Source organism: Halospeciosus flavus (genome assembly GCF_029814175.1).
Lineage (GTDB): Archaea > Halobacteriota > Halobacteria > Halobacteriales > Halobacteriaceae > Halospeciosus > Halospeciosus flavus.
This window is the reverse complement of sequence record NZ_CP122312.1, coordinates 1,862,680-1,881,540: the sequence shown is the minus strand read 5'-3', so window position 1 is coordinate 1,881,540 and position 18,861 is coordinate 1,862,680. Positions and strand designations below refer to the sequence as shown.

Annotated in this window: 27 protein-coding genes and 1 tRNA gene; 15 read left to right on the top strand and 13 right to left on the bottom strand. The window is 68.5% G+C overall.

What is annotated here, in order from left to right; all coding sequences use genetic code 11:
• Nucleotides 1-22: 22 nt before the first annotated feature.
• From P0Y33_RS09875 to P0Y33_RS09855, 5 genes are read right to left on the bottom strand one after another with little or no spacing between them, the layout of a single operon-like run.
• Nucleotides 23-685, bottom strand: coding sequence for a hypothetical protein (locus tag P0Y33_RS09875; protein WP_279527241.1), 663 nt, complete (start codon nucleotides 683-685; stop codon nucleotides 23-25).
• A complete protein-coding gene (locus P0Y33_RS09870) occupies nucleotides 682-1,926 on the bottom strand; it encodes an outer membrane protein assembly factor BamB family protein (RefSeq protein ID WP_279527240.1) in 1,245 nt (414 codons plus the stop codon). The genes P0Y33_RS09875 and P0Y33_RS09870 overlap by 4 nt, the downstream gene beginning before the upstream one ends.
• Before the next feature lie 30 nt (nucleotides 1,927-1,956).
• A complete protein-coding gene (locus tag P0Y33_RS09865; RefSeq protein WP_279527239.1) occupies nucleotides 1,957-2,541 on the bottom strand; it encodes a hypothetical protein in 585 nt (194 codons plus the stop codon).
• Entirely contained in the window at nucleotides 2,538-3,311 is a 774-nt protein-coding gene (locus tag P0Y33_RS09860; RefSeq protein ID WP_279527238.1) for a nucleotide-binding protein, read from the bottom strand. The genes P0Y33_RS09865 and P0Y33_RS09860 overlap by 4 nt, the downstream gene beginning before the upstream one ends.
• A 58-nt stretch (nucleotides 3,312-3,369) precedes the next feature.
• Nucleotides 3,370-3,861, bottom strand: a complete 492-nt coding sequence (locus tag P0Y33_RS09855) for a hypothetical protein (protein ID WP_279527237.1) — start codon at nucleotides 3,859-3,861, stop codon at nucleotides 3,370-3,372.
• A gap of 152 nt (nucleotides 3,862-4,013) precedes the next feature.
• Here P0Y33_RS09855 and P0Y33_RS09850 point away from each other — a divergent pair, with 152 nt between their 5' ends.
• Nucleotides 4,014-4,136: a hypothetical protein gene (locus P0Y33_RS09850; protein WP_279527236.1), complete on the top strand. Its 123-nt coding sequence runs from the start codon at nucleotides 4,014-4,016 to the stop codon at nucleotides 4,134-4,136.
• A 34-nt stretch (nucleotides 4,137-4,170) separates the two neighbouring features.
• Here the strand turns inward: P0Y33_RS09850 and P0Y33_RS09845 are convergent.
• Nucleotides 4,171-4,244, bottom strand: a tRNA-Tyr gene (locus P0Y33_RS09845).
• 139 nt (nucleotides 4,245-4,383) lie between these two features.
• On the opposite strand from P0Y33_RS09845, the gene P0Y33_RS09840 reads away from it, so the two are divergent.
• The 3 genes from P0Y33_RS09840 (at nucleotide 4,384) to ftsZ (ending at nucleotide 6,515) form a co-directional block, all read left to right on the top strand.
• Nucleotides 4,384-4,917, top strand: a complete 534-nt coding sequence (locus tag P0Y33_RS09840; RefSeq protein ID WP_279527235.1) for a double zinc ribbon domain-containing protein — start codon at nucleotides 4,384-4,386, stop codon at nucleotides 4,915-4,917.
• Nucleotides 4,918-5,105: 188 nt separating this feature from the next.
• A complete protein-coding gene (locus P0Y33_RS09835) occupies nucleotides 5,106-5,279 on the top strand; it encodes a ribbon-helix-helix domain-containing protein (protein WP_279527234.1) in 174 nt (57 codons plus the stop codon).
• A 3-nt stretch (nucleotides 5,280-5,282) separates the two neighbouring features.
• A complete protein-coding gene (gene ftsZ / locus P0Y33_RS09830) occupies nucleotides 5,283-6,515 on the top strand; it encodes a cell division protein FtsZ (protein ID WP_279527233.1) in 1,233 nt (410 codons plus the stop codon).
• Nucleotides 6,516-6,595: 80 nt separating this feature from the next.
• On the opposite strand, the gene ncsA is transcribed toward ftsZ, so the two are convergent.
• The gene (gene ncsA / locus P0Y33_RS09825) at nucleotides 6,596-7,576 is read right to left on the bottom strand and encodes a tRNA 2-thiolation protein NcsA (RefSeq protein WP_279527232.1); all 981 of its coding nucleotides are present in this window, start codon (nucleotides 7,574-7,576) and stop codon (nucleotides 6,596-6,598) included.
• Between the two features lie 67 nt (nucleotides 7,577-7,643).
• Here ncsA and P0Y33_RS09820 point away from each other — a divergent pair, with 67 nt between their 5' ends.
• The 6 genes from P0Y33_RS09820 to P0Y33_RS09795 all read left to right on the top strand — a co-directional run bounded on the left by P0Y33_RS09820 (nucleotide 7,644) and on the right by P0Y33_RS09795 (nucleotide 10,799).
• Nucleotides 7,644-8,000 (top strand): hypothetical protein, encoded by a 357-nt coding sequence (locus tag P0Y33_RS09820; RefSeq protein ID WP_279527231.1) that lies wholly within the window; start codon nucleotides 7,644-7,646, stop codon nucleotides 7,998-8,000.
• 80 nt (nucleotides 8,001-8,080) lie between these two features.
• The gene (locus tag P0Y33_RS09815) at nucleotides 8,081-8,476 is read left to right on the top strand and encodes a hypothetical protein (protein WP_279527230.1); all 396 of its coding nucleotides are present in this window, start codon (nucleotides 8,081-8,083) and stop codon (nucleotides 8,474-8,476) included.
• Entirely contained in the window at nucleotides 8,473-9,411 is a 939-nt protein-coding gene (locus tag P0Y33_RS09810) for a hypothetical protein (protein WP_279527229.1), read from the top strand. Before P0Y33_RS09815 ends, P0Y33_RS09810 begins: the two co-directional genes overlap by 4 nt.
• Nucleotides 9,412-9,431: 20 nt before the next feature.
• Nucleotides 9,432-9,833, top strand: a complete 402-nt coding sequence (locus P0Y33_RS09805; protein ID WP_279527228.1) for a hypothetical protein — start codon at nucleotides 9,432-9,434, stop codon at nucleotides 9,831-9,833.
• 58 nt (nucleotides 9,834-9,891) lie between these two features.
• Entirely contained in the window at nucleotides 9,892-10,104 is a 213-nt protein-coding gene (locus P0Y33_RS09800; RefSeq protein ID WP_279527227.1) for a hypothetical protein, read from the top strand.
• Nucleotides 10,105-10,157: 53 nt separating this feature from the next.
• On the top strand, nucleotides 10,158-10,799 hold the full coding sequence (locus tag P0Y33_RS09795) for a DUF7095 family protein (RefSeq protein ID WP_279527226.1): 642 nt from the start codon (nucleotides 10,158-10,160) through the stop codon (nucleotides 10,797-10,799).
• A 21-nt stretch (nucleotides 10,800-10,820) separates the two neighbouring features.
• Here P0Y33_RS09795 and P0Y33_RS09790 read toward each other — a convergent pair whose 3' ends face one another.
• The 3 genes from P0Y33_RS09790 to P0Y33_RS09780 form a co-directional block, all read right to left on the bottom strand.
• Complete coding sequence (locus tag P0Y33_RS09790) at nucleotides 10,821-11,618, bottom strand: methyltransferase domain-containing protein (RefSeq protein WP_279527225.1); 798 nt, start codon at nucleotides 11,616-11,618, stop codon at nucleotides 10,821-10,823.
• A gap of 127 nt (nucleotides 11,619-11,745) precedes the next feature.
• Nucleotides 11,746-12,621: a deoxyribonuclease IV gene (locus tag P0Y33_RS09785; protein ID WP_279527224.1), complete on the bottom strand. Its 876-nt coding sequence runs from the start codon at nucleotides 12,619-12,621 to the stop codon at nucleotides 11,746-11,748.
• A gap of 129 nt (nucleotides 12,622-12,750) precedes the next feature.
• Nucleotides 12,751-13,569 (bottom strand): lipoate--protein ligase family protein, encoded by an 819-nt coding sequence (locus tag P0Y33_RS09780; RefSeq protein ID WP_279527223.1) that lies wholly within the window; start codon nucleotides 13,567-13,569, stop codon nucleotides 12,751-12,753.
• Between the two features lie 89 nt (nucleotides 13,570-13,658).
• Here P0Y33_RS09780 and P0Y33_RS09775 point away from each other — a divergent pair, with 89 nt between their 5' ends.
• Nucleotides 13,659-14,084 carry a hypothetical protein gene (locus tag P0Y33_RS09775; RefSeq protein ID WP_279527222.1) on the top strand — a complete coding sequence of 142 codons (426 nt, stop codon included), beginning with the start codon at nucleotides 13,659-13,661 and terminating at the stop codon, nucleotides 14,082-14,084.
• Between the two features lie 5 nt (nucleotides 14,085-14,089).
• On the opposite strand, the gene P0Y33_RS09770 is transcribed toward P0Y33_RS09775, so the two are convergent.
• The gene (locus P0Y33_RS09770; protein ID WP_279527221.1) at nucleotides 14,090-14,587 is read right to left on the bottom strand and encodes an acyl-CoA thioesterase; all 498 of its coding nucleotides are present in this window, start codon (nucleotides 14,585-14,587) and stop codon (nucleotides 14,090-14,092) included.
• A gap of 137 nt (nucleotides 14,588-14,724) precedes the next feature.
• Here P0Y33_RS09770 and P0Y33_RS09765 point away from each other — a divergent pair, with 137 nt between their 5' ends.
• The 3 genes from P0Y33_RS09765 (at nucleotide 14,725) to P0Y33_RS09755 (ending at nucleotide 17,106) form a co-directional block, all read left to right on the top strand.
• On the top strand, nucleotides 14,725-15,063 hold the full coding sequence (locus P0Y33_RS09765) for a four-helix bundle copper-binding protein (RefSeq protein ID WP_279527220.1): 339 nt from the start codon (nucleotides 14,725-14,727) through the stop codon (nucleotides 15,061-15,063).
• A 201-nt stretch (nucleotides 15,064-15,264) separates the two neighbouring features.
• Nucleotides 15,265-16,167 carry a serine/threonine-protein kinase RIO2 gene (locus tag P0Y33_RS09760; RefSeq protein ID WP_279527219.1) on the top strand — a complete coding sequence of 301 codons (903 nt, stop codon included), beginning with the start codon at nucleotides 15,265-15,267 and terminating at the stop codon, nucleotides 16,165-16,167.
• A 162-nt stretch (nucleotides 16,168-16,329) separates the two neighbouring features.
• Complete coding sequence (locus P0Y33_RS09755) at nucleotides 16,330-17,106, top strand: MOSC domain-containing protein (RefSeq protein WP_279527218.1); 777 nt, start codon at nucleotides 16,330-16,332, stop codon at nucleotides 17,104-17,106.
• Nucleotides 17,107-17,112: 6 nt separating this feature from the next.
• Here P0Y33_RS09755 and P0Y33_RS09750 read toward each other — a convergent pair whose 3' ends face one another.
• On the bottom strand, nucleotides 17,113-17,259 hold the full coding sequence (locus tag P0Y33_RS09750; protein WP_279527217.1) for a hypothetical protein: 147 nt from the start codon (nucleotides 17,257-17,259) through the stop codon (nucleotides 17,113-17,115).
• A gap of 242 nt (nucleotides 17,260-17,501) precedes the next feature.
• On the opposite strand from P0Y33_RS09750, the gene P0Y33_RS09745 reads away from it, so the two are divergent.
• A complete protein-coding gene (locus P0Y33_RS09745) occupies nucleotides 17,502-18,089 on the top strand; it encodes a 50S ribosomal protein L15e (protein WP_279527216.1) in 588 nt (195 codons plus the stop codon).
• A 147-nt stretch (nucleotides 18,090-18,236) separates the two neighbouring features.
• On the opposite strand, the gene P0Y33_RS09740 is transcribed toward P0Y33_RS09745, so the two are convergent.
• On the bottom strand, nucleotides 18,237-18,812 hold the full coding sequence (locus tag P0Y33_RS09740) for a hypothetical protein (protein ID WP_279527215.1): 576 nt from the start codon (nucleotides 18,810-18,812) through the stop codon (nucleotides 18,237-18,239).
• Between the last annotated feature and the right edge of the window lie 49 nt (nucleotides 18,813-18,861).

The window sequence follows — 18,861 nt, the reverse complement described above, 5'->3', positions numbered from 1 at the left end:
ATCTAACGGCTGCGCCAAAAGCTTACTCCGCGTCCGCGGGCCGACGCCAGAGGTCGACGCCGAGGGCGGCCCACCCGAGTGGGTAGGGGAGACCGGTGACCCACCCGAGGCGGCCGAGGTCGACGACGTACCACGCGGCCAGCGCGACCGGCGTCAGGAGGAAGAGCGCGCCCGCGACGCGTTCGAGCGAACTCGTCGCCCGCCGGAAGACGGCCACGCCGAAGACCGTGATTCCGACGCCAACGAGGACGAGTGCGAGGAGGTAGCCCAGCGCGAGACCGAGTTCGAGGAGGACGGCCGCGCTCACCCCCGCCGGCCCGAGCAGGGCCATCGCCGCCGTCGCCGCCCCGACGGCGACGAGACCGGTCGCCGTCAGCCACCACCCCGCGACCCATCCGAGGCCCGCCCCCTCGCGGTCGCGGCGTCTGGCCCCGAGGAGGCCGGCGAGGTGTCCGCCGGCGCCCGCGAACGTGACGAGCGGGAGGACGCGTTCGCGGACGAACTGGGGACTCGTGAGCGCGGGATCGAACTGGTAGGAGTCCGGCACCGGGAAGAGGGCCTCGCCGCCCGCCGACACGACGAGACAGAGGCTCCCGAGGACCGCCGCGGCACCGAGCAGGGCGGTTCGGTCGGCACCGGGCAGTCGGTCGTCGCGTCGTCGGTCGGCGGCCGGGCCGTCGCTCACTGTTGGTCACCCCCGACCGCGCAGACGTCGCCTCGGCCGGTCGTGAAGACGACTGCCCCGTCGACGACGGCCGGTGCACCGACCCACTCGGACGCGCGGAACTGCCACGTCGCCGCGCCGGTGTCCGAGCGGAACGTCTGGACCTCGCGCCCCGAGACGTCCGCCTCGTCGGGTGCGGGCACCTCGGCGAACACCCGGTCGTCGGTCGCCGCGCCGACCGCTCCCTCGCCGATCCACGAGCACCAGCGCGGTCGAGGCTCACCCGTGTCCGGGTCGAGCGCGTACACTGCGGCCGGCCCCTCTCCCGGTTGCTCGACGGTGTAGAGCGACTCGGGTGTCACGACCGGTGGCGTGAACCCCCGGCCCGACCCGCGCTCGAACCGCCACTGGACCTCGCCCGATTCCGGGGCGTAGGCGACCAACCCCTCGTAGGTGCCGACGAAGACCGACCCGTCGGCGACGACCGGGAAGCCCAGGTCGGTGGGCGACGCGCCGACCGTCCTGCGCCACTGCTCCACCCCGTCCGCGCTGGCTAGTGCGACGAGGTCGCTGCCGACGGCGAACACCGTCCCGGCGGCGACTGCCGGGCGGGAGACCGGCCCGTCGAAGTCCGACACTCGCCAGCGGCGTTCTCCGGTCGCGGCGTCGTACGCGGCGAGCGCGCCGTCGGTGGGGACGAAGACCGACCCGCCGGCGACGACGGCGGAGTCGGTCGCAGCCAACGAGTCTGACCACGCGACCGTTCCGTCGGCCGCGTCGACGGCGAAGACGCCGTCCCGGCCCGCCACGAAGACGTGACCGCCGTGCGCCGTCGGGGACCCGCCGCCCGCGAACCAGGTCTCGGGCGCGCGCGTCGTCTCGACGGTCCACCGCTCGGTCCCGTCGGTCACGTCGAGCGCGTGGAGGCCGCCGACACCGTCGCGGACGTACACCGCCCCGTTCGCGACGACCGGTGCGCTCGGCCGGCCGTCGGACGGGACCGCCGCACGCCAGGAGAGTGCGGGGTCGCTCGGGGGCGTCGCGTCGGTGGCGTACCCCGTGTTCGCGGCGTCGTGGTGGAACGTCGGCCAGTCGGTGGTGACGCCGAGGTCGGCCGCGACGGGCGTCGAGTCGGGCGTGAGGACGGTCGACGGCGTCGGCGCCCCGCTGTCGGGACAGGAGGACGAACAACCGGCGAGGGCGGTGGCCGACCCGACCGCCGCGAGTCCGGCCGCCTGGAGGAAGGAACGTCGGGAGACCATGCGGGGGAATCGAACGGGCGCGACAAAAGCCTAGCCTGGGTCGGACGGGGGTTCTGGGCCGGTCGCGGCGTCCGTGTCGGCCTGCGCTCCCGCGTCGAACCCCCACTCTGCGGCGCGGCGCTCCGCCTCCTCCCGTGCGCGCGTCTGGAGTTCCGCGATGGCGTCGCCGTCCGCGAGGAAGGCTTCGACCGCGGCGAGACCGTCGTCGCTGGCGTCGTTCTCTCGTGTGCCCGTGTCGTCGGGTGCGGCCGCGCGCGTCCGCTCGACTAGTGCCTCGTCGGCCAGGTTCGTGGCGGGTGTCGTGGCTGCGACCCGACACGCCGTCCCGAGTGACGCGTCCCCCGTCGTCTCGTACAACTCGACCAGGGAGGGACCGGCGACGGCGAGTGCGGCGACGGCGTCGGGACCGTTCCGTCCGTCGTCGTGTCGGACGTGGGTCGGGACGCCCGCGTCGAAGGCGACCGTCGCGACGCCGTCACCGTCGCCGTCGAGCAGGAGGGAGGACTGTGGCGTGACCTCCGCCCGTCCGGTGAACGTCCGGTCGAGCGCCAGCGTGAGTGCGGTCCCGACGTCGGGGAGGACCCGTGAGAAGACGAGGTCGCCGGTCGCGCTCATGGCCCGTCGGGAACGACGGCGCTCCGGAAGCGCTCCGCGACCCCGGTCGCCGGCCCGGTCGCGACGTCGAGCGACGCCGCCGCCGCTCGGTAGGCGCGGGCCGCCGCGCTGTCCGGTGCGTGTGCGAGGAGCGGTTCTCCCGCTCGTCGGGCCGTCCGTGCCGCCTCGTCCGCGGGGACCGCCCCGAGCGTCGGTCCTTCGAAGTACCGCTCGGCCTGGGTGGCGACGCGCTCCACGCCGCCCTCGTCGCGGACCTTGTTGAACAGGACGCCCGCCACGCCGGTTCCGTAGGCCGTGGCGTACTCCTGAACCTTCATCGCGTCCGAGAGGGCCGGGATCGTCGGCTGGGTGACGAGGACGACGCGGTCGGCGAGGACGACCGGAAGGACGGCGCTCCGACTGGCGAGCGTGGCCGGCGAGTCGAGGAGGAGGACGTCGGTGTCGGCGGCGAGGTCGGCGACGACGTCGCGAAGTCGCTCGGGGTCGGACTCGCGAAAGGCGTCGAGGCTCGTCCCGCAGGGGACGACCTTCATGCCGAACCGTTCGTAGACGGCGTCCGACGCCGGGCGGTCGCTCCCGTCGGCGAGCAGGTCGTGGAGCGTCGTCTCGACGTCGGCGAGGCCCGCGTGGAAGAGGAGGTTCGCCATCCCGGTGTCGGCGTCGACGACGGTCACGTCGTGCTCCTCGGCGAGCGCCATCCCGAGGGCGAGCGTGCTCGTCGTCTTCCCGGTCCCGCCCTTACCGCTGGCGACGGCGAACGCTTCGACCATCACTCCCTCTCCCGCGTCCTCGGGTATAAACCTCGGTGACGAATCGACTGCCGAATCCTCACTGCCGGTCTCGCTCCCGGAGCAGCACGTCGATCGTGACGCTGTCGAGCGGCGGGAGGTCCGCGAAGCGCTGGTCGGCCTCGCGACGGGTGTCGAGGAGTGCCGTGTTGAACTCGCCGGTCGTGTGTTGCCGCGAGTAGTCGTAGAGTTCGTCGACGGACTCGCGGTAGGCCGCAACGCGGCGGGCGCGTTCGACTGCGGTCCGAATCTCGTCCGCGTTCGGGTCGTCACCGGCGACGGCGTCGAAGTCGAGGTCGACCCCCTCGGGGTCGTCCGAGAGGAGGACCGTCGGGACGGTGCGGTCGGTCGTCTGTCGAACTTCCTCGACGGCTTCCGTGTCGATCGTCTCCGGGTCGACGACGAACACTGCTCGGTCTGCCCCGTCGAGTGCGTCGCGGAGTTCGTCGATAGTGTCGATGGTGACGACGTCCTCCCCCGGGAACGCCGCGGCCACGGTGTCGACGTGGCCGGTTCCGCTGTACAGTATCACCAGGGTCGTGATTTACTCCGATACTGCATAATGCTTTGGAAAGGTAACTGTTTAATTTTCGTCCGTACCGGGAGAATTCGTCAGTCGACGCGGCGGACGTGCCGGCCCACGGCCCCACAAGCCGTTTCTGTGCGGGAGGACTGTATTCCACTATGCGCACAGAAACGATGGCGTTCCTCGTCGGCGCACTGCTCTTCGTCACACCGGTGCCGGGAACGTTCGTGCTCGGCTTCGCCGTGATGGCCTGCTCGGCGGCGGTCTGGGCGCTCCGCTGAGTCCCGTCACTGCTGACTTAGTTCGAAGGAGAAGTCCGGCCTCCCCGATTTGAACGGGGGGCAAGCCGATCTACAGTCGGCTGCTCTACCAGGCTGAGCTAAGGCCGGTTACACAACTACGTAATCGGTCGTCTGGATTTAAGGGTTGCCATTCGGCAGCCGATCGTGACAGGTTGGCAGACACGTGTCCGACACGAGGGCATACATTCATATGGGTGTGGTGTCATAGTTCCTTTCCAGAAGCGCGATGAGAAAAATTACGTTCCGGGCCGATGCGGACCTCGTCGAGCGCGTCGAGTCACTCGACGCCTCGAAGAGCGAGGTGATGCGCGAGGCGCTCCGCGAGTACCTCGACGGGCGGTCGGCACCCCGGAACGAGCGCGCGTCGAACGCCGACGAGACGCTCGACGACCTCGTCGAGCGACGGGTGGACGAACTCGTCGAGGCACGCCTCGACGACCTCGGTGCTCGGGAGGTCAACGTGAACGTCGAACTCGAAGACGCCCGCGCGGCGCCGTCGGGACCGGCGCCGCGGCGTCGGTCGGTCCGCGACGCACCACCCCGTCACGCGTCTGACCGGTCCGCCCCCGACCGAGACCCCGAGCGGACCTGCGCGCAGTGCGGTGAGTCCGTCGACGCGGACCACGCGTACTGTCCCAACTGCGGCGAGGACGTCACCGAGGGCGTCCACTGCGACTGTGGCGTCGAGCTCAGCCCGGACTGGATGTTCTGTCCACACTGCGGTCGTCGGACACCGTCGGCCGACGTGTTGGACAGATAGGCTCGGACGTTTACACAGCCATTAACTATTTACGTTGAAACCATGTCTGTATGAACGCGTAAGACGGTCGTCTTACGTGCGAAACGCGTGATGGCGGTGACTTACCGCCCGAATCCGCTCGCACGTAAGACATCGACGGCTCACGGCTCGGGCCGTCCCGTCGCGCGACCCAAGGGGAATACACAAACATGGAGCGTGTGACACTCCGAATTCCGAAGCAGCAGATCGAGGAAGTCGAACAGATGGTCGATTCGGGCAAGTTCCCGAACCGCAGCGAGGCCATCCGTTCCGCCGTCCGCGAGATGCTCGACGAACAGCACGAATCGAACAACTCCGGCGCCAAGAACTGGGCCAAGGTGTAGACAATGCAGGATATCGTCAACGACGCCCTCGAGAACGCCGAACAGGAACAGCGTGAGATGGACGCCAGCTCGGACGGAGACGAGTTCGGCGACCCGCGTATCGTCATCGTCGGTGCTGGCGGTGCCGGGAACAACACCGTCAATCGCCTGTACAACATCGGCGTCGAGGGCGCCGACACCGTGGCTATCAACACGGACAAGCAGCACCTCAAGATGATCGAGGCCGACACGAAGATCCTCGTCGGGAAGTCCCTGACGAACGGCCTCGGTGCCGGTGGCGACCCCTCGATGGGTGAGCGTGCCACCGAGATGGCCCAGGGCACGATCAAGGAGGTCCTCGGCGACGCGGACCTCGTCTTCGTCACCGCCGGGATGGGCGGCGGGACGGGTACCGGCGCCGCGCCGGTCGTCTCGAAGATCGCCAAAGAACAGGGCGCCATCGTCGTGGGCATGGTTTCGACGCCGTTCAACGTCGAGCGCGCCCGCACGGTGAAGGCCGAAGAGGGCCTCGAGAAGCTCCGCAACGAAGCGGACTCCATCATCGTCCTCGACAACAACCGCCTGCTCGACTACGTCCCGAACCTCCCGATCGGCAAGGCGTTCTCGGTGATGGACCAGATCATCGCCGAGACGGTCAAGGGAATCTCCGAGACCATCACCCAGCCGTCGCTCATCAACCTCGACTACGCCGACATGACCGCCATCATGAACCAGGGCGGCGTGGCGGTGATGTTGGTCGGCGAGACCCAGGACAAGAACAAGACCGACGAAGTGGTGAAGGACGCGATGAACCACCCGCTCCTCGACGTCGACTACCGTGGTGCGAGCGGTGGGCTCGTCCACATCACGGGTGGCCCGGACCTCACGCTCAAAGAGGCCGAGGGCATCGCGGACAACATCACCGAGCGCCTCGACGCCTCCGCGAACGTCATCTGGGGCGCCCGGATCCAGGAGAACTACAAGGGCAAGGTCCGCGTCATGGCCATCATGACCGGCGTCCAGAGCGCGCAGGTGCTCGGCCCGAGTACGCAGAAACAGGCGGACAAGTCCCGCCAGGAACTGCAGGAAGTCGACGCCGACGCCAGTAGCCGCGCCGGGAGTTCCGACGAGGTGAAGGGCTCCTCGAACACCGGTTCGAGTTCCCACACTGGCTCCGGCTCCGAGTGGGAGAGCGCCACCTCGGACGGCGGGCAGGACGAACTCGAGAAGAACAACGGTCTCGACGTCATCCGCTAACGTCGGCTCCCGAACTCACATTCTCTCGCCCGCTCGCCGCCGAGCGACGGCGTTCGCGGACACCGACTCGTCGCTCGTGGTCAGGGTTCGGCCGCGTGGACGGCGTCGACGAGGTAGCACTTCCGACACACCTCGCGCGTCGTCGGCGCGCCACACTCCGAGCACTCGCCGACCGACTCCGCGTCGTCGTCCGCGTCGCCGCGGTACTTCTCGGCGGCGAGCGCGGCGAACTCCTCGTAGCCCGCCATAATGGAGTGGCGGGTGCCGGGGTGGTGTTCTTCGAGGTCGAGCAGGAGGTCCTGGAGCGTCCCTCGGAAGGATTCGCTGGCGTGGGGGCACTCCGCCATGTGGACGGGGAGTTCTCGCAGTTGGGCGTAGAGGGCCACCTCCTTCTCGGGGACGTCGCGGAGCGGTTTCGCGCGCGGAATCATCCCCTCGACGTCCTGGCGTTCGTCGAAGGCGCCGATGGAGGCGTCGAAGTGTTTGGCCATCTGCTCGACGTTCCCTTCGAGGACGTTCATGAGCGCGGTCTCGGCCTCGTCGTCGAGGTTGTGGCCCGTGAGGAGTTTGTCCGCACCCAACTCCTCGGCGTAGCGCGAGAGGATATCGCGGCGGAACACTCCGCAGTAGGCGCAGGGCGCCATGTTCTCGGGGTCCTGCTCGGCGACGTCGTCCATCTCCAGATCGAACTCGTCGGCGTAGGCCACCACCTCGTGGCGGAGGCCGAGGTCCTCGACGAGGTCGACGCAGGCGTCGAGGCTCTCGTCGCGGTAGCCCTCGATGCCCTCGTGGATGGTGAGTGCGACCATCTCGACGCGGGGGTCCTCCGCGAACGTGTCCTGGAGGATGTCGGTCAGGACGACCGAGTCCTTCCCACCGGAGAGACCGACGACCCACGTCTCGGGGTCCTCGGGCGTCGCCGTCTCCGGCAGGAGGTCGTCCTCCCGGACGCGACGGCGGACGCGGCGCTCGACCGACCGGAGGAAGTGTGTCTCACAGAGGTAGTTCCCCGAGTAGGCCGCGTGCATCACCGCGTCCTTGTCGCACTTGGTGCACTCCATCTCGTGTCCGAATTACGTGCGCGGCCGTTTCACCGTTTCGCGTCCGGCCAGCAACTACTTTCGTGAGATGTCCGTTCTCTGCCACGTGGACACGTCGACGGAAGAACCGCCGAATCCACTCCTCCCGTTCCTCGCCGTCGGAGTGGTGCTCGCGGCCGTCGCCGTGTTGCGTTCCTCCCGGACTCCTCTGCTGGCGACCGGCGGTTGGATGATCTTCGTCGGACTCGTCGGCTACGCCAAGGGGTTGCACTCGGTGATCGTCCCGGCCGTGGTGACGGTTCCGATGTACCTCACGTTCGCCGCCATCACTGCCGAACCACTCACGGGATTCGGGGCGCTCCTCTGGGGGTTGGCCCTCTACGGCGTCCTCGTCGTCGGTCAGCGTCTGGTGGCGAACGCGACGTTCGAGCGAGGCGACGTGTGAGGCAGGCGGACCGGACAGTTGGCCGTTGTGTATTTCTACAGTGCCAGATAGGTAACAGGTATGGACCCGAGGGCAGAGTCGTGAACCGACGTTCCGTCCTGTCGCTCGTCCCGGTCGTGCTCGCTGGCTGCGGGGGGTCGGGCGTCGAGACGCCCAGTCGACCGCGCGGCCCGCCGAACTTCCTCGCGGACTTCGAGTGGCTCTCCGGCCGGTCGGCGTATCGCGTGACGTTCGAGCGAGGGAACGTCCTCACCGACGAGTACACCCACCGAGTCGTCGTCTTCCCCGACCCCGGCGAGCACGTGGAGTGGGTCGGCGGTGACGACGCCGTGGCCGAGTTTCCGCTGGAACCCGGCGCGTCGATCGTCGTTCCGGCGCCAGAGGTCGGACGCGTACGCGTCGTCTGGGAATCGCGGCACCCCGGGGTGGCCGGCGTCCTCGACAGGTGGTCGTTCGACGGAGGTGACGGTTCGTGAACCGCAGCAGACGCGAGGTTCTCGCCGGACTCGGCGCCGTGGCGGCTGTTGGGGCGGGTGTCGGCTGGCTCAGAACGTCTGACCTTCGGCCATACAGTCCGAACTCGACGGTGTCGGCGGACCGACCGACGAACGAGCGTGTCGTCGAGGCTGCGAACCGCCTCCTGGTACTGGACCACCGGGCGGACATCACCGTCGAGGTGCTCCGTGACGGTTCGGGAGAGACCCCCTACCGGGCGGAACACCACCGGTTCCTCCACCAGCCATCTCGGCGGCGAACGTGGCTCTACTACACGACGCACCGGATTCCTGCCGGTGCTCCGGGGGCGACGCTCGGAACGTTCCAGGCGCTCCAGCACCGTCACGAAGTGACTGCCCAGGGTGGCCCACCCGCGTCGTACGTGGTCTACCTCTCGGATGGGGTCCACGCGCTGGATCGACACGCACCCGTCCCGGAGGGACCGAACGACCGCCCACGGCTGAGTGACAGCGCACTGGCCGGCGTCGACGACGTGTACATCGACTTCCACTCGCGACTGCTGTCGATACCGCCGCACGTCCACGAGCACCGTGCAGCGTGGACGGAAGTCGGACACGACGACGAGACAGTCACGTTCGGTCTCACCGACCTCGACGCCTACGCACAGGTACCGCCGCTGCCGGACGTCGTCTCTCTCGACGACGGATGCCGTATCGAGGTGACGTTCGACCGTGAGACAGGGCTCCTCCGCCGCATCGTCGAAGAGCGGGCGGCGACGCGTCTCACGAATTACGACGCCGACGAATCGGCGAGGGAGGAGCGCCAGTATCGGTACCGTATCGAGACCGAGTTCGGCGACTACGGGGACGCGACGGCACCCCCGCCAGAACGTGGCCTGGGACTGGAAATCGACGACCGGCTCCGCGGGACGTGGGCCGACGTCGTGCGCTACTGACAGCCCACCCATCTACCAGAGTGGCGGCAGTCGATTCCCGAACATCCCTCGGCCACACGCGTTTACACGTTCGCGCTCTCCTCACCCGACCGGCTGTCTCCGAGCGGTTTCCGCTCCCAGGGACGCACGAGTCGCTGACCGTCGACGATATCGCCGTCGAATCGGGCGACGAACTCTACCGGTTCCGCGACGACCCCGACCGCGAGACGGAGGAGTACCTCGTCCTCGACGTCGTGGCGGACGGCGTCGTCTACTACCGCCCCGACGTCGAGCGCTACGGCCACTACCCGGCGGAGGCGCTCGTCGCCGAGGTGAAGGGCCACCACCCCGAGCAGACCGACGCCGACGTCGACGCCGAGGACGTCGAACAGACACTCGATCTCGAGAACGGCGAGCGAACGCGCGGACCGGGCGAGGTCTGAGACGTCGCCCCGTGGTGGAGGTGAAACCGTTTTGCGGGCGCGCCATCGAGTGTACGACGTGAAACGACCGTCCCGCGACCTCCGTGTGCTCGTCGCCGCACTCGCCGTCGCCGTCCTCGTCGGGAGTGGTCTCGTGGGTATCGCCCGAACGCTCGGGGTCGAGGTCCCTTCGTGGGCCGGATTCGCCGTCGCAGCGCTGCTGTTCGGCGAGTTCCTCCGCCGTCGGACGAGCGACGTCGGCGCGCGCGACCAGCGCCGCGAGTACGAGTGAGCGTGCAGACGAGTAACGGTTATCCGCGCTCGTCGGTAACGGACACCCGACTCATGGACCGCGACGCCGCCGTCGACCGCCTCGAAGCCATCGTCGACACCGTCGAACGGGAGACGATGCCCGTCCCCGTCCGCGAACTGTGGGTGTACGGCGACGCCGCACTCGGACTCGACCCCGTCGAGCGCCTCGACGTCTACCTCACGAAGGACATCCTGATGCAGAACGAGGAGACCGACCGCGACTGGGCGGCCGAACTCGGCGTGCAGGGCGTCGGGTCGACCGTCCGCAGCGAGTGGGCGGCCGAGCACCCCGAGTACGTCCGCGCGAGCGAGAGCGGCCACGTCGCCCCCGAGAAGTGTCTCGCCGCCCACCTCCTCCCCGAGAGTGAGCCAGTCCACCTCGAAGTGTGCAACGCGGGTTTCGAGCACAACGTCACCCAGCGCCTCGAAGGCGCCAGCGCCCGCGGGAACTACGAGCAGGTGCTCGACCCGCGGGGCGTCTGCCTGTGGGTCGACGGCCAGCGCAGCGAGGACGCCTTCGAGAAACTTCGGGCGGGGGAACTCGTCTTCCCGACGCTCGCCGAATCGCTCGAAATGCTCGGCCTCGACGACGAAGAGGCAGAGACGGCCGCCGACGCGGTTCGCCGCTATCGCGAGCGACAGGAGGGCGCGAGCGTCCGGGGAGACGTCGTCTGACCGGTCACCCGTGGGCCGGCGTCAGACGTGCCCGACGGTGACGAAGAAAGGCGTGACCGACTGGCGGGCGTACTCGCCGGCCTGCATCTGCTCGACGACTTCGCGACCCATCTCGCGCCACTGCTGTCGGAGTTCGTCGAGTTCTACCTCCGAGAGACCGCCCTTCCGGAGGGTCTGGCGCTGCTGGTCGAGTCGCGAACCGGTGGCTTTCTGCTGGGCGGCCTCGACGGCGGCCCCGCTGTAGGGTGGCTCGACCGACCGGGTGTACTCGTAGCGACGACTGTGCACGTGGTCGAGACCGACCTCCTCGAAGACGTCGACGGCGCTCGCACCGAGCGTGACGTCCGTCTCGACGCCCTCGATGTAGACGTCGCGGGCGCGCCGCGCGAGTGGGCTCTCGGCCTCGACGGTCGACTCCACGAGGACGGCGCTGTTGTCGGGTTCGATGGCCGAGACGAGGTCCGAGGAGACGCGGGCGAACTCCTCGACGGCGGCCGCCGGGTCGGGGAGGTTGATGAGTAACGCCTGGCAGACGACGAGGTCGAAGTAGTCGTCCGGGAAGGGGAGGCGGGTCGCGTCGCCGGCGACGCGGTGGTCGGCCGCGTCCACGTGAGCCAGGAGGTCGGTGTCGGCGTCGAGGCCGACGATTTCTGTCTCCTCGCCGGCCTCCTCGCGGAGGACGCGGGTGAGTTCGCCCGTTCCACAGCCGACGTCGAGGACGCGCTCGCGGTCGGCGAGCGAGAGGTCTTCGAGTGGATCGCGGTCCTCCCACATTCCGCGGCGGGTCTCGCTCAGGTAGGCGGCGGAGAAGCGTCGCACTGGGCGGGCGTACGGACGGGTCGACAAAAAGGCGTGTGGGTCGGACGGGTCGGGCGAGTCGGTTCGTCTCGGTCGGTCCCGTCGGAGTTCGCGGGTCGCGGTGCTCCCCGCTCTCGTTCCCGCGATTCTACGAATCGCGCAGTTCGTGGACCTTCTCGACGTTCCACGCGAACCCCTTGCCGTCCTCGTGAGGGGTCTCGAGCACGAACGGCAGGTCCGCGAGGTCGGGGTGGTTGACGATGCGCTCCATCCCCGCCTCGCCGATGTAGCCCTCGCCGATGTGGGCGTGTTCGTCCTTGTTGGTGTCGCACTCGTGTTTCGAGTCGTTGAGGTGGATACACTGGAGGTGTTCCAGTCCCACGACGTCGTCGAACTCGGCGACGGCGTCGTCGACGCCCTCGGGCGTCGAGAGGTCGTATCCCGCGGCGAACGCGTGGGCCGTGTCGACGCAGACGTCGAGGTCCTGTTCGGAGCGTGCGAGGACCTCCGCGAGGTGCTCGAAGTCGCCGCCGAGTTTCGTCCCCGACCCAGCGTCGGACTCGACGAGGACGGTGACACCCTCGGGGATGTCGAGTTCGTCGAGGGCGGAGGCGGCATTGTCGAGGCCTCGCTCGACGCCCGCGCCGGTGTGGGCGCCGAGGTGGACGTTCACGTAGGGGATGTCGAGTTTGGCGGCGGCGTCGACCTCCTTCTGCATCGCGTCGATGGACTTCTCGCGGAGGTCGTCCTTGGGGGTACAGAGGTTCACGAGGTAGGAGGAGTGGATGACCCAGGGGCCGCCGTCGAGGGTCTCGGCGGTGGCCTCGCGGAACTGCTCGGCCTCCTCGTCGTCGACGTTCGGGTCTTGCCACACCTGCGGGGAGTGGGTGAAGATCTGGCCGCAGTTACCGCCGACGCGTTCCTCGCGCCAGACGGCGTTGGCGATGTTGCCGTACGGGGGCGTCTCGTCGTCGTGGGACGCCTTGGAACCGGAGATGGAGACGTGTGCGCCTACGCGGAGCATACCCACCGGGAGGGGAGTGGCGACCAAAGTGCCTTCGGAACGCGGCGCTCGTCTATCCGGATGGCCGCGTCGAGGAGACGCCCTCTCGCCGCTCGCGGTGAACGTCCCGCTTCGCGCGACGATGCGTGACTACTCGGTGGTCGGGTCCTCGCCGTCGCGCGTCCACGCCTCGCTGGCGTACTTCTCCTCGGCTAACTCTCGGGCCAGCGCGAGTTCGTCGTCGGTCCACTCGCCGACGACGGCGTCGGACCAGTTCGCGAGGGCGTCTTCGACGGTCCGGACCGCCTCGGGCCGCGAGACGTCCGCCTCTTCGACCATGGCGGTGACGCGCTCGCGGAAGCGCTCGGGCGTCACGTCGTGGCCGTCGAAGCAGGCGAGGTGGCGGTCGGGCGTGAGCGCGTAGGAGAGCGACCCGTGCTGGATGACGGCCTCGCGCTGGCGGTACTGGGCGTTGCCCGCGATCTTCCGCCGTCGCTCGCCGGCGACCATGTCGTGGGCGGGGTGGAGCGCGCGGAGGTAGCACGCCGGGTGGTAGATCTCCTCGACTTCGCCCTCGACGTAGTCGGCGTCAACGCCCATCGCGTGGAAGGCGTCGAGGACCGGTTCGCAGAGCAGGTGGTAGCAGTCGAGGAGTTTGCTCGGGAACTCCTCGGCCGGGCCGATTATCGAGTAGGAGATGTCGCCCGTGTAGTCGTGGTAGATGCCGCCGCCGCCGGTCGGGCGGCGGGTGACGGTCACGCCGTTCTCCGCACACCACTCCCAGGCGACCGTCTCGGGGTCCTGATTGTAGCCCAGCGAGAGCGTACTCGGACCCCAGCGGTAGAGCCGAACGGTCCGCGGGCCCCCCGCAGCGGCGGTGCGGGCCGCCACCTCGTCGAGGGCCATGTTCATCGGTCCGTCCCAGGTCTCCTCCCGAATCAGGCGCCACTCGCGCTCCGCGACGTCCATGGCCCTCCGTTCCCCACAGAGGGGGAAAGCGGTTCCGGAGTTCCGGACTGGACCGTAGCCCCCTTGCCCGTCGCGCCCCACGTCCCGATATGGCTGTCGACGCACTCCCGAAAAGACCGCTCTCCCACGCGGAGGTCCGCGTCCTCGGCGCCTCCGGGTCGTTCGTGGACGTCCGCCCCGTGAACACCTTCCTCTTCCCCGAGCGAGACACGACGCTCGTGACGAGTCTCGTCCTCGTCACCGACTCGGGTCTCCGCGCCGTCGACTACGACCCGGCGGCCCGCGAGTGGCAGGTCGTCCGGACCGAACCGCTCGACTCGCCGGAGAGCGCCGAGGACGTCCCCGACGAACTCCTGACGGACGTCCAGTCGGAACTCGAACAGCGCGCCCAGGAACTCGAAGAAGCCGGCGTCGTCAGCGAGACGCCCGAACCCAACGAGGACGTGCAGGTCCGCGAGGCGTCGAACCTCGGGAGTCTGCTCTACGAGCAGTACACGAACGAACCCGAGAACTGACGCTCCTACTCTGCCGCCAACTGCTCGCGGCGTTCGCGACGTCGCCGTAGCGCCCGCTCGCGCATCTCCTCTTGGTGCTCGGTGGGACAGACGACGTCCGGCACCGAGGTCGGTTCCTGGTCCCCGCCGATGGCGACGAACGTGAAGTACGAGGAGGCGGTGCGCCGGCGCTCGCCCTCGCTGGGTCGCTCGGCGTAGACGTTCACCTTCAGGTCCATGCTCGTCTGCCCCGTCTCGAAGACGAACGCCTCGACGTTCACCACGTCGCCGACGTCGATGGCCCCGAGGAAGTCGACGTGGTCCATCGACGCCGTCACCACCTGCGCGCGGGCGAAGCGGCGGGCCGCGATGGCCGCGCAGATGTCCATCCAGTGGAGCACGACGCCCCCGAGCGCCCGCCCGAGGTTGTTCGTGTGGTTGGGCATCAGAATCTCGTGCATCTCCGTGTAGGACTCCAGCAACGTTGCGGTCTGCTGGTCCTCCGTGACCGCGTCGGCGCTCATAACCGAGAGACGGCACCGAGGCGGTATAAATCCACCAGAGTTTAGATAAATCAACGTTCGTTGTATTTCGGCGTGCCACCACTGCCCGTGGGTCCGGCCACACTACTTTTCGGCTGTCCGGACGCGGCTTCGAGTGTATGCAGGAATCCGTGTCCCTCGGCACGACGGAGGAAGCGTGTATCGACTCCTGTAACGCGGTCGTCCGGGTCACCGAGCGCTGTGTGACCGAGTGCGCCGTCGAAGAGGACAAAGGCGAGTGTATCCGCCTCTGTCGCGACGCCGCGGACCTCGCCTCGTTGCTCGCCCAGCTCCTCGCCCGGGAGTCCCCGCGGAGCGCGACGGTGGCGACTGCCGCCGCCGACGCCTTCGAGGCCGCCGCCGAGGAGTGTCGCGAGCACGAGGACGACCAGCACTGCTGGGCCTGCGTCGAGCCACTCGAGGAGGCCGCCGACACCGCCCGCGAACTCGCGTCCTGACCGCCCCGTCAGTTCTCCCCGCTTTCGTCCGCTCTTCGTCGTTCGTCTCCGTTTTCGGCTCCGTCTCCGCCCACACGTCGCTCTTCGTCCCGCTCGCCCGGTAGCCGGTGGTTCGTCGCGCCCGGACGATTCTGTATCGCGGTATCGGGTTTATCGAGCGCTCCGCGGGCCTTTTGTCCGGCCGGCCCCTATCGAGAGCAAATGGTTCAGAACGTCGCCGGTCACCTGACCGAACTCGAACCCGAGGACTTCCACCTCCTCTCGGGGCTCGAGCACGGCATGCGGTTCAGCCGGTGGGTCGCGAAGAGCAAGATTCCGGAGTTCTCCCGGCTGACCGAGGAGGAGGTGGAGTACCGCATCGACCAGACGATGGACCGCGAACTCGTCGAGCGCAAGACCATCCAGTACGAGGGGTACCGCCTCACCTTCGAGGGGTACGACGTCCTCGCGTTGAAGGCGTTCGCCGAGCGCGAGACCGTCGAGGGGTTCGGCGCGCCGCTCGGCGTCGGCAAGGAGTCCGACGTCTTCGAGGTTCAGTCCTACCGGCCGATGGCCCTCAAGTTCCACCGTGAGGGGTACACGAACTTCCGCGAGGTCCAGAAGGAGCGCGACTACACCAGCGAGAAAGACCACATCTCGTGGTTCTACACCGCCCGGAAGGCCGCCGAACGGGAGTACGAGGCCCTCGAAAGCCTCTACCCCGACGTCTCGGTCCCCCGACCGGTCGACCAGAACCGCCACGCCATCGTGATGGAGAAGATCGACGGCGTCGAACTCTCCCGGGCGAAACTCGAAGAGGGCCAGGTCGTCGGCGTCCTCGACCTGATCCTCGAGGAACTCGCGACCGCCTACGACGCGGGCTACGTCCACGCCGACATCAGCGAGTACAATATCTTCGTCTCGGAGGGGGGCATCACGCTGTTCGACTGGCCGCAGTCCGTCCCGACGGAACACGAACACGCTCGCGAACTCCTGGGACGCGACGTCGAGAACATCGTCTCCTACTTCCAGCGGAAGTACCCGCAGACGGCACCCGAACCGGACGTCGAGGCACTCGCCGACGCCGTCGCCGCCGACGAGTTCACGACGAGCGAGGCGTACTGACTCACTCTCACTTCTCCGGCCCGTGCCCCTGCGCGTTCGCCGTTCGAGACGATTCGGTCCGGTACCGTTCTTGTGGAGTGATAAACTTCATTTCGCGATACAGAATTGCCGGCCACGCCGCCAACCCCACGCTTTTGCCGGGTGCCCGCGTACGCCGCGGCGATGGCCCACGTCGAACGGTTGACGGTTTACCCGGTGAAAGCGCTGGACGGCGTCGGCGTCGAGACGGCCCGGATCAGGGAGACGGGGACGCTGGCGGGCGACCGCCGGTACAAGGTCGTCGACGCCGAGGGCGACCTCGTCAACGGCAAGCGGACGGATCGCGTCCACGACCTCCGGACCGACTTCGACCTCGATTCGGACGTGTTGACCGTCGCGGCCGACGGGGAGAACGAGACCCGGTCGTTCGACCTCACTCGCACGGACGAACGCGGGGCGGCGGAGACGTGGCTCGGCGACTTCTTCGGCGTCGACGCGACACTTCGACGGGCCGAGCTCGGTGGTTTCCCGGACCGGCCATCCGCGGGACCGTCGGTCATCAGCACCGCGACGGTCGAGACCGTTGCCGACTGGTTCGACCTCACGGTCGAGAGCGTCCGAAAACGAATGCGCGCGAACGTCGAAGTCGGTGGCGTCGACCCGTTCTGGGAGGACCGATTCGTCGGTGCGGACGCGCCGGCGTTCGAGGTCGACGGCGTTCGTTTCGAGGGCGTCGAACCCTGCGGACGGTGTGTCGTCCCGCAACGCGACCCCGAGACCGGTGAGCGCGACCCGTCGTTTCGCCAGCGGTTCGTCGAACGACGTCGCGAGACCCTCCCCGAGTGGGTCGACCGCGACGCCTTCGACCACTACTACCAGTTGATGCTAATCGCGGACGTTCCCGCGACGGACACGGCCGAACGGGTCTCGGTCGGGGACGCCGTCTCGCTCGTGGAGTGAATCGGACTACTTCGCGAGCAGTGCGAACAACCCGAGCGTGAAACTGACGAGGGTTCCGACCCGGGCGACTGGCGGCGGGAGCGACGCAGTCCGCCCTGCCAGTGCGAACACACCCGCGGCGGCGAAGCACGCGGCGGCGAGGACGAGGTTCACGGGACACCCACCCACCTGCGTCCACCGAACACTGACACCACTCGTACGGACAGCAAAGGGTGAGAGGGATTTGAAGGCAGGGGCCCACCCGGCCGTCGTTTCGAAGTCCTTTTAGTCGGCGCGGGCGAAAAATCGACAACTCGCTGGCCTGCGGGCGCCAGCGGGCACCCGTGACCCGAGAGGGAACGGGACGACATGTGACCGGCCAGGCCGGTTGAATCGCAAGCGCCCGCGGTACAACAATGGCACGAAGCTTCTACTCCCACATCAAGGACGCGTGGAAGCAGCCCGGCGACGGCAAACTCGCCGAGCTGCAGTGGCAACGAAAGCAGGAGTGGCGCAAGCAGGGCGCCATCGAGCGCGTCGAGCGCCCGACCCGCCTCGACAAGGCCCGCGAGAAGGGCTACAAGGCGAAGCAGGGCGTCGTCGTCGCTCGCGTGAGTGTGCGGAAGGGCACCGCCCGGAAGGTGCGCCACAAGGCCGGCCGCCGCACCAAGCGGCAGGGCGTCAACCGCATCAGCCGCTCGAAGAACCTCCAGCGCATCGCCGAGGAGCGCTCCTCGCGGAAGTACCGCAACCTCCGCGTCCTCAACTCCTACTGGGTCGGTGAGGACGGGTCGCAGAAGTGGTTCGAGGTGATCCTCCTCGACCCGAACCACCCCGCCATCGAGAACGACGACGACCTCAACTGGATCTGTGCCGAGGACCAGAACGGTCGTGCGTTCCGCGGGCTGACCGCCGCCGGCCAGCGCGGCCGCGGCCAGACGAAGAAGGGCAAGGGCACCGAGCACACGCGCCCGAGCATCAACGCCGGCCGCCGCAAGAAGTAACGCGACCGTCTCTCCGAACACCGCTTTTTCGCGCGACGCTTCGACCGAACAGCGACGGCTCCGCAAATCGGTTTCGCTCCGGTGCTCCGACCAGAACAGTTGAACGATTGTACAACTGTTCAACTGAGTCGGCGGCGCCCTCGTCGGTTAGCCGGAGCGGGCGAGGAAGTAGGCCGGTACCGCGCCGAGGAGTGGGAGGACGAGACCGGCGGCCACGCCGATTCCGAGGTCGTCGAACGGACTCCGGCCGAAGTAGAGTATCGAGTTACTCGTGAGCACGCCGCCGGCGAGTCCGGAGAGACCCGCGAGACCGAGCGCGCGACGCCGGACGCCGTCACCGTCGCCGTCGCCATCGACCGACCCGACCACGTAGCCGAGACCTATCGGGAAGGCGAGGAACGCGGCCGCGGCGGCCGTCGAGACGGCGTGTCGGTCCGGCGTGACCGTGCCGTACGCGAGGTACTCGCCGGCCAGTATCGCGGCGAGGGCGAGGACACCCAGCACGGGGACTGTCGCGAGCGCGCGTCGAAGCCGACACGCCGCGTCCGGACAGTCGCGGACCGTGACGCCGGTTAGTAGGTACGCGAGGCCGAGGCCGCCGGCGACGGCCGTCTTCGCGCCGAACCGCCACCCGCGAGTGGCGGCGAAGCCGACACCGGCGAGGAGGAGGACGACGCCGAGGGCGGCGAGCGCGTCGGCCGGGCGGTCGAATCGGGGACGCATAGGTTCAGTTCCAGCGGCGACCGGCAAGTGTCTTGTGCGGCCCCCGGTC

Coding starts and splice junctions, on each gene's coding strand:
- P0Y33_RS09870 (WP_279527240.1), bottom strand. CDS start 1,926: ATGGTCTCCCGACGTTCCTTCCTCCAGGCGGCCGGACTCGCGGCGGTC.
- P0Y33_RS09865 (WP_279527239.1), bottom strand. CDS start 2,541: ATGAGCGCGACCGGCGACCTCGTCTTCTCACGGGTCCTCCCCGACGTC.
- P0Y33_RS09860 (WP_279527238.1), bottom strand. CDS start 3,311: ATGGTCGAAGCGTTCGCCGTCGCCAGCGGTAAGGGCGGGACCGGGAAG.
- P0Y33_RS09850 (WP_279527236.1), top strand. CDS start 4,014: ATGCGCACAGAAACGATGGCGTTCCTCGTCGGCGCACTGCTCTTCGTC.
- P0Y33_RS09840 (WP_279527235.1), top strand. CDS start 4,384: ATGAGAAAAATTACGTTCCGGGCCGATGCGGACCTCGTCGAGCGCGTC.
- P0Y33_RS09835 (WP_279527234.1), top strand. CDS start 5,106: ATGGAGCGTGTGACACTCCGAATTCCGAAGCAGCAGATCGAGGAAGTC.
- ftsZ (WP_279527233.1), top strand. CDS start 5,283: ATGCAGGATATCGTCAACGACGCCCTCGAGAACGCCGAACAGGAACAG.
- ncsA (WP_279527232.1), bottom strand. CDS start 7,576: ATGGAGTGCACCAAGTGCGACAAGGACGCGGTGATGCACGCGGCCTAC.
- P0Y33_RS09820 (WP_279527231.1), top strand. CDS start 7,644: ATGTCCGTTCTCTGCCACGTGGACACGTCGACGGAAGAACCGCCGAAT.
- P0Y33_RS09795 (WP_279527226.1), top strand. CDS start 10,158: ATGGACCGCGACGCCGCCGTCGACCGCCTCGAAGCCATCGTCGACACC.
- P0Y33_RS09785 (WP_279527224.1), bottom strand. CDS start 12,621: ATGCTCCGCGTAGGCGCACACGTCTCCATCTCCGGTTCCAAGGCGTCC.
- P0Y33_RS09780 (WP_279527223.1), bottom strand. CDS start 13,569: ATGGACGTCGCGGAGCGCGAGTGGCGCCTGATTCGGGAGGAGACCTGG.
- P0Y33_RS09775 (WP_279527222.1), top strand. CDS start 13,659: ATGGCTGTCGACGCACTCCCGAAAAGACCGCTCTCCCACGCGGAGGTC.
- P0Y33_RS09770 (WP_279527221.1), bottom strand. CDS start 14,587: ATGAGCGCCGACGCGGTCACGGAGGACCAGCAGACCGCAACGTTGCTG.
- P0Y33_RS09765 (WP_279527220.1), top strand. CDS start 14,725: ATGCAGGAATCCGTGTCCCTCGGCACGACGGAGGAAGCGTGTATCGAC.
- P0Y33_RS09760 (WP_279527219.1), top strand. CDS start 15,265: ATGGTTCAGAACGTCGCCGGTCACCTGACCGAACTCGAACCCGAGGAC.
- P0Y33_RS09755 (WP_279527218.1), top strand. CDS start 16,330: ATGGCCCACGTCGAACGGTTGACGGTTTACCCGGTGAAAGCGCTGGAC.
- P0Y33_RS09745 (WP_279527216.1), top strand. CDS start 17,502: ATGGCACGAAGCTTCTACTCCCACATCAAGGACGCGTGGAAGCAGCCC.
- P0Y33_RS09740 (WP_279527215.1), bottom strand. CDS start 18,812: ATGCGTCCCCGATTCGACCGCCCGGCCGACGCGCTCGCCGCCCTCGGC.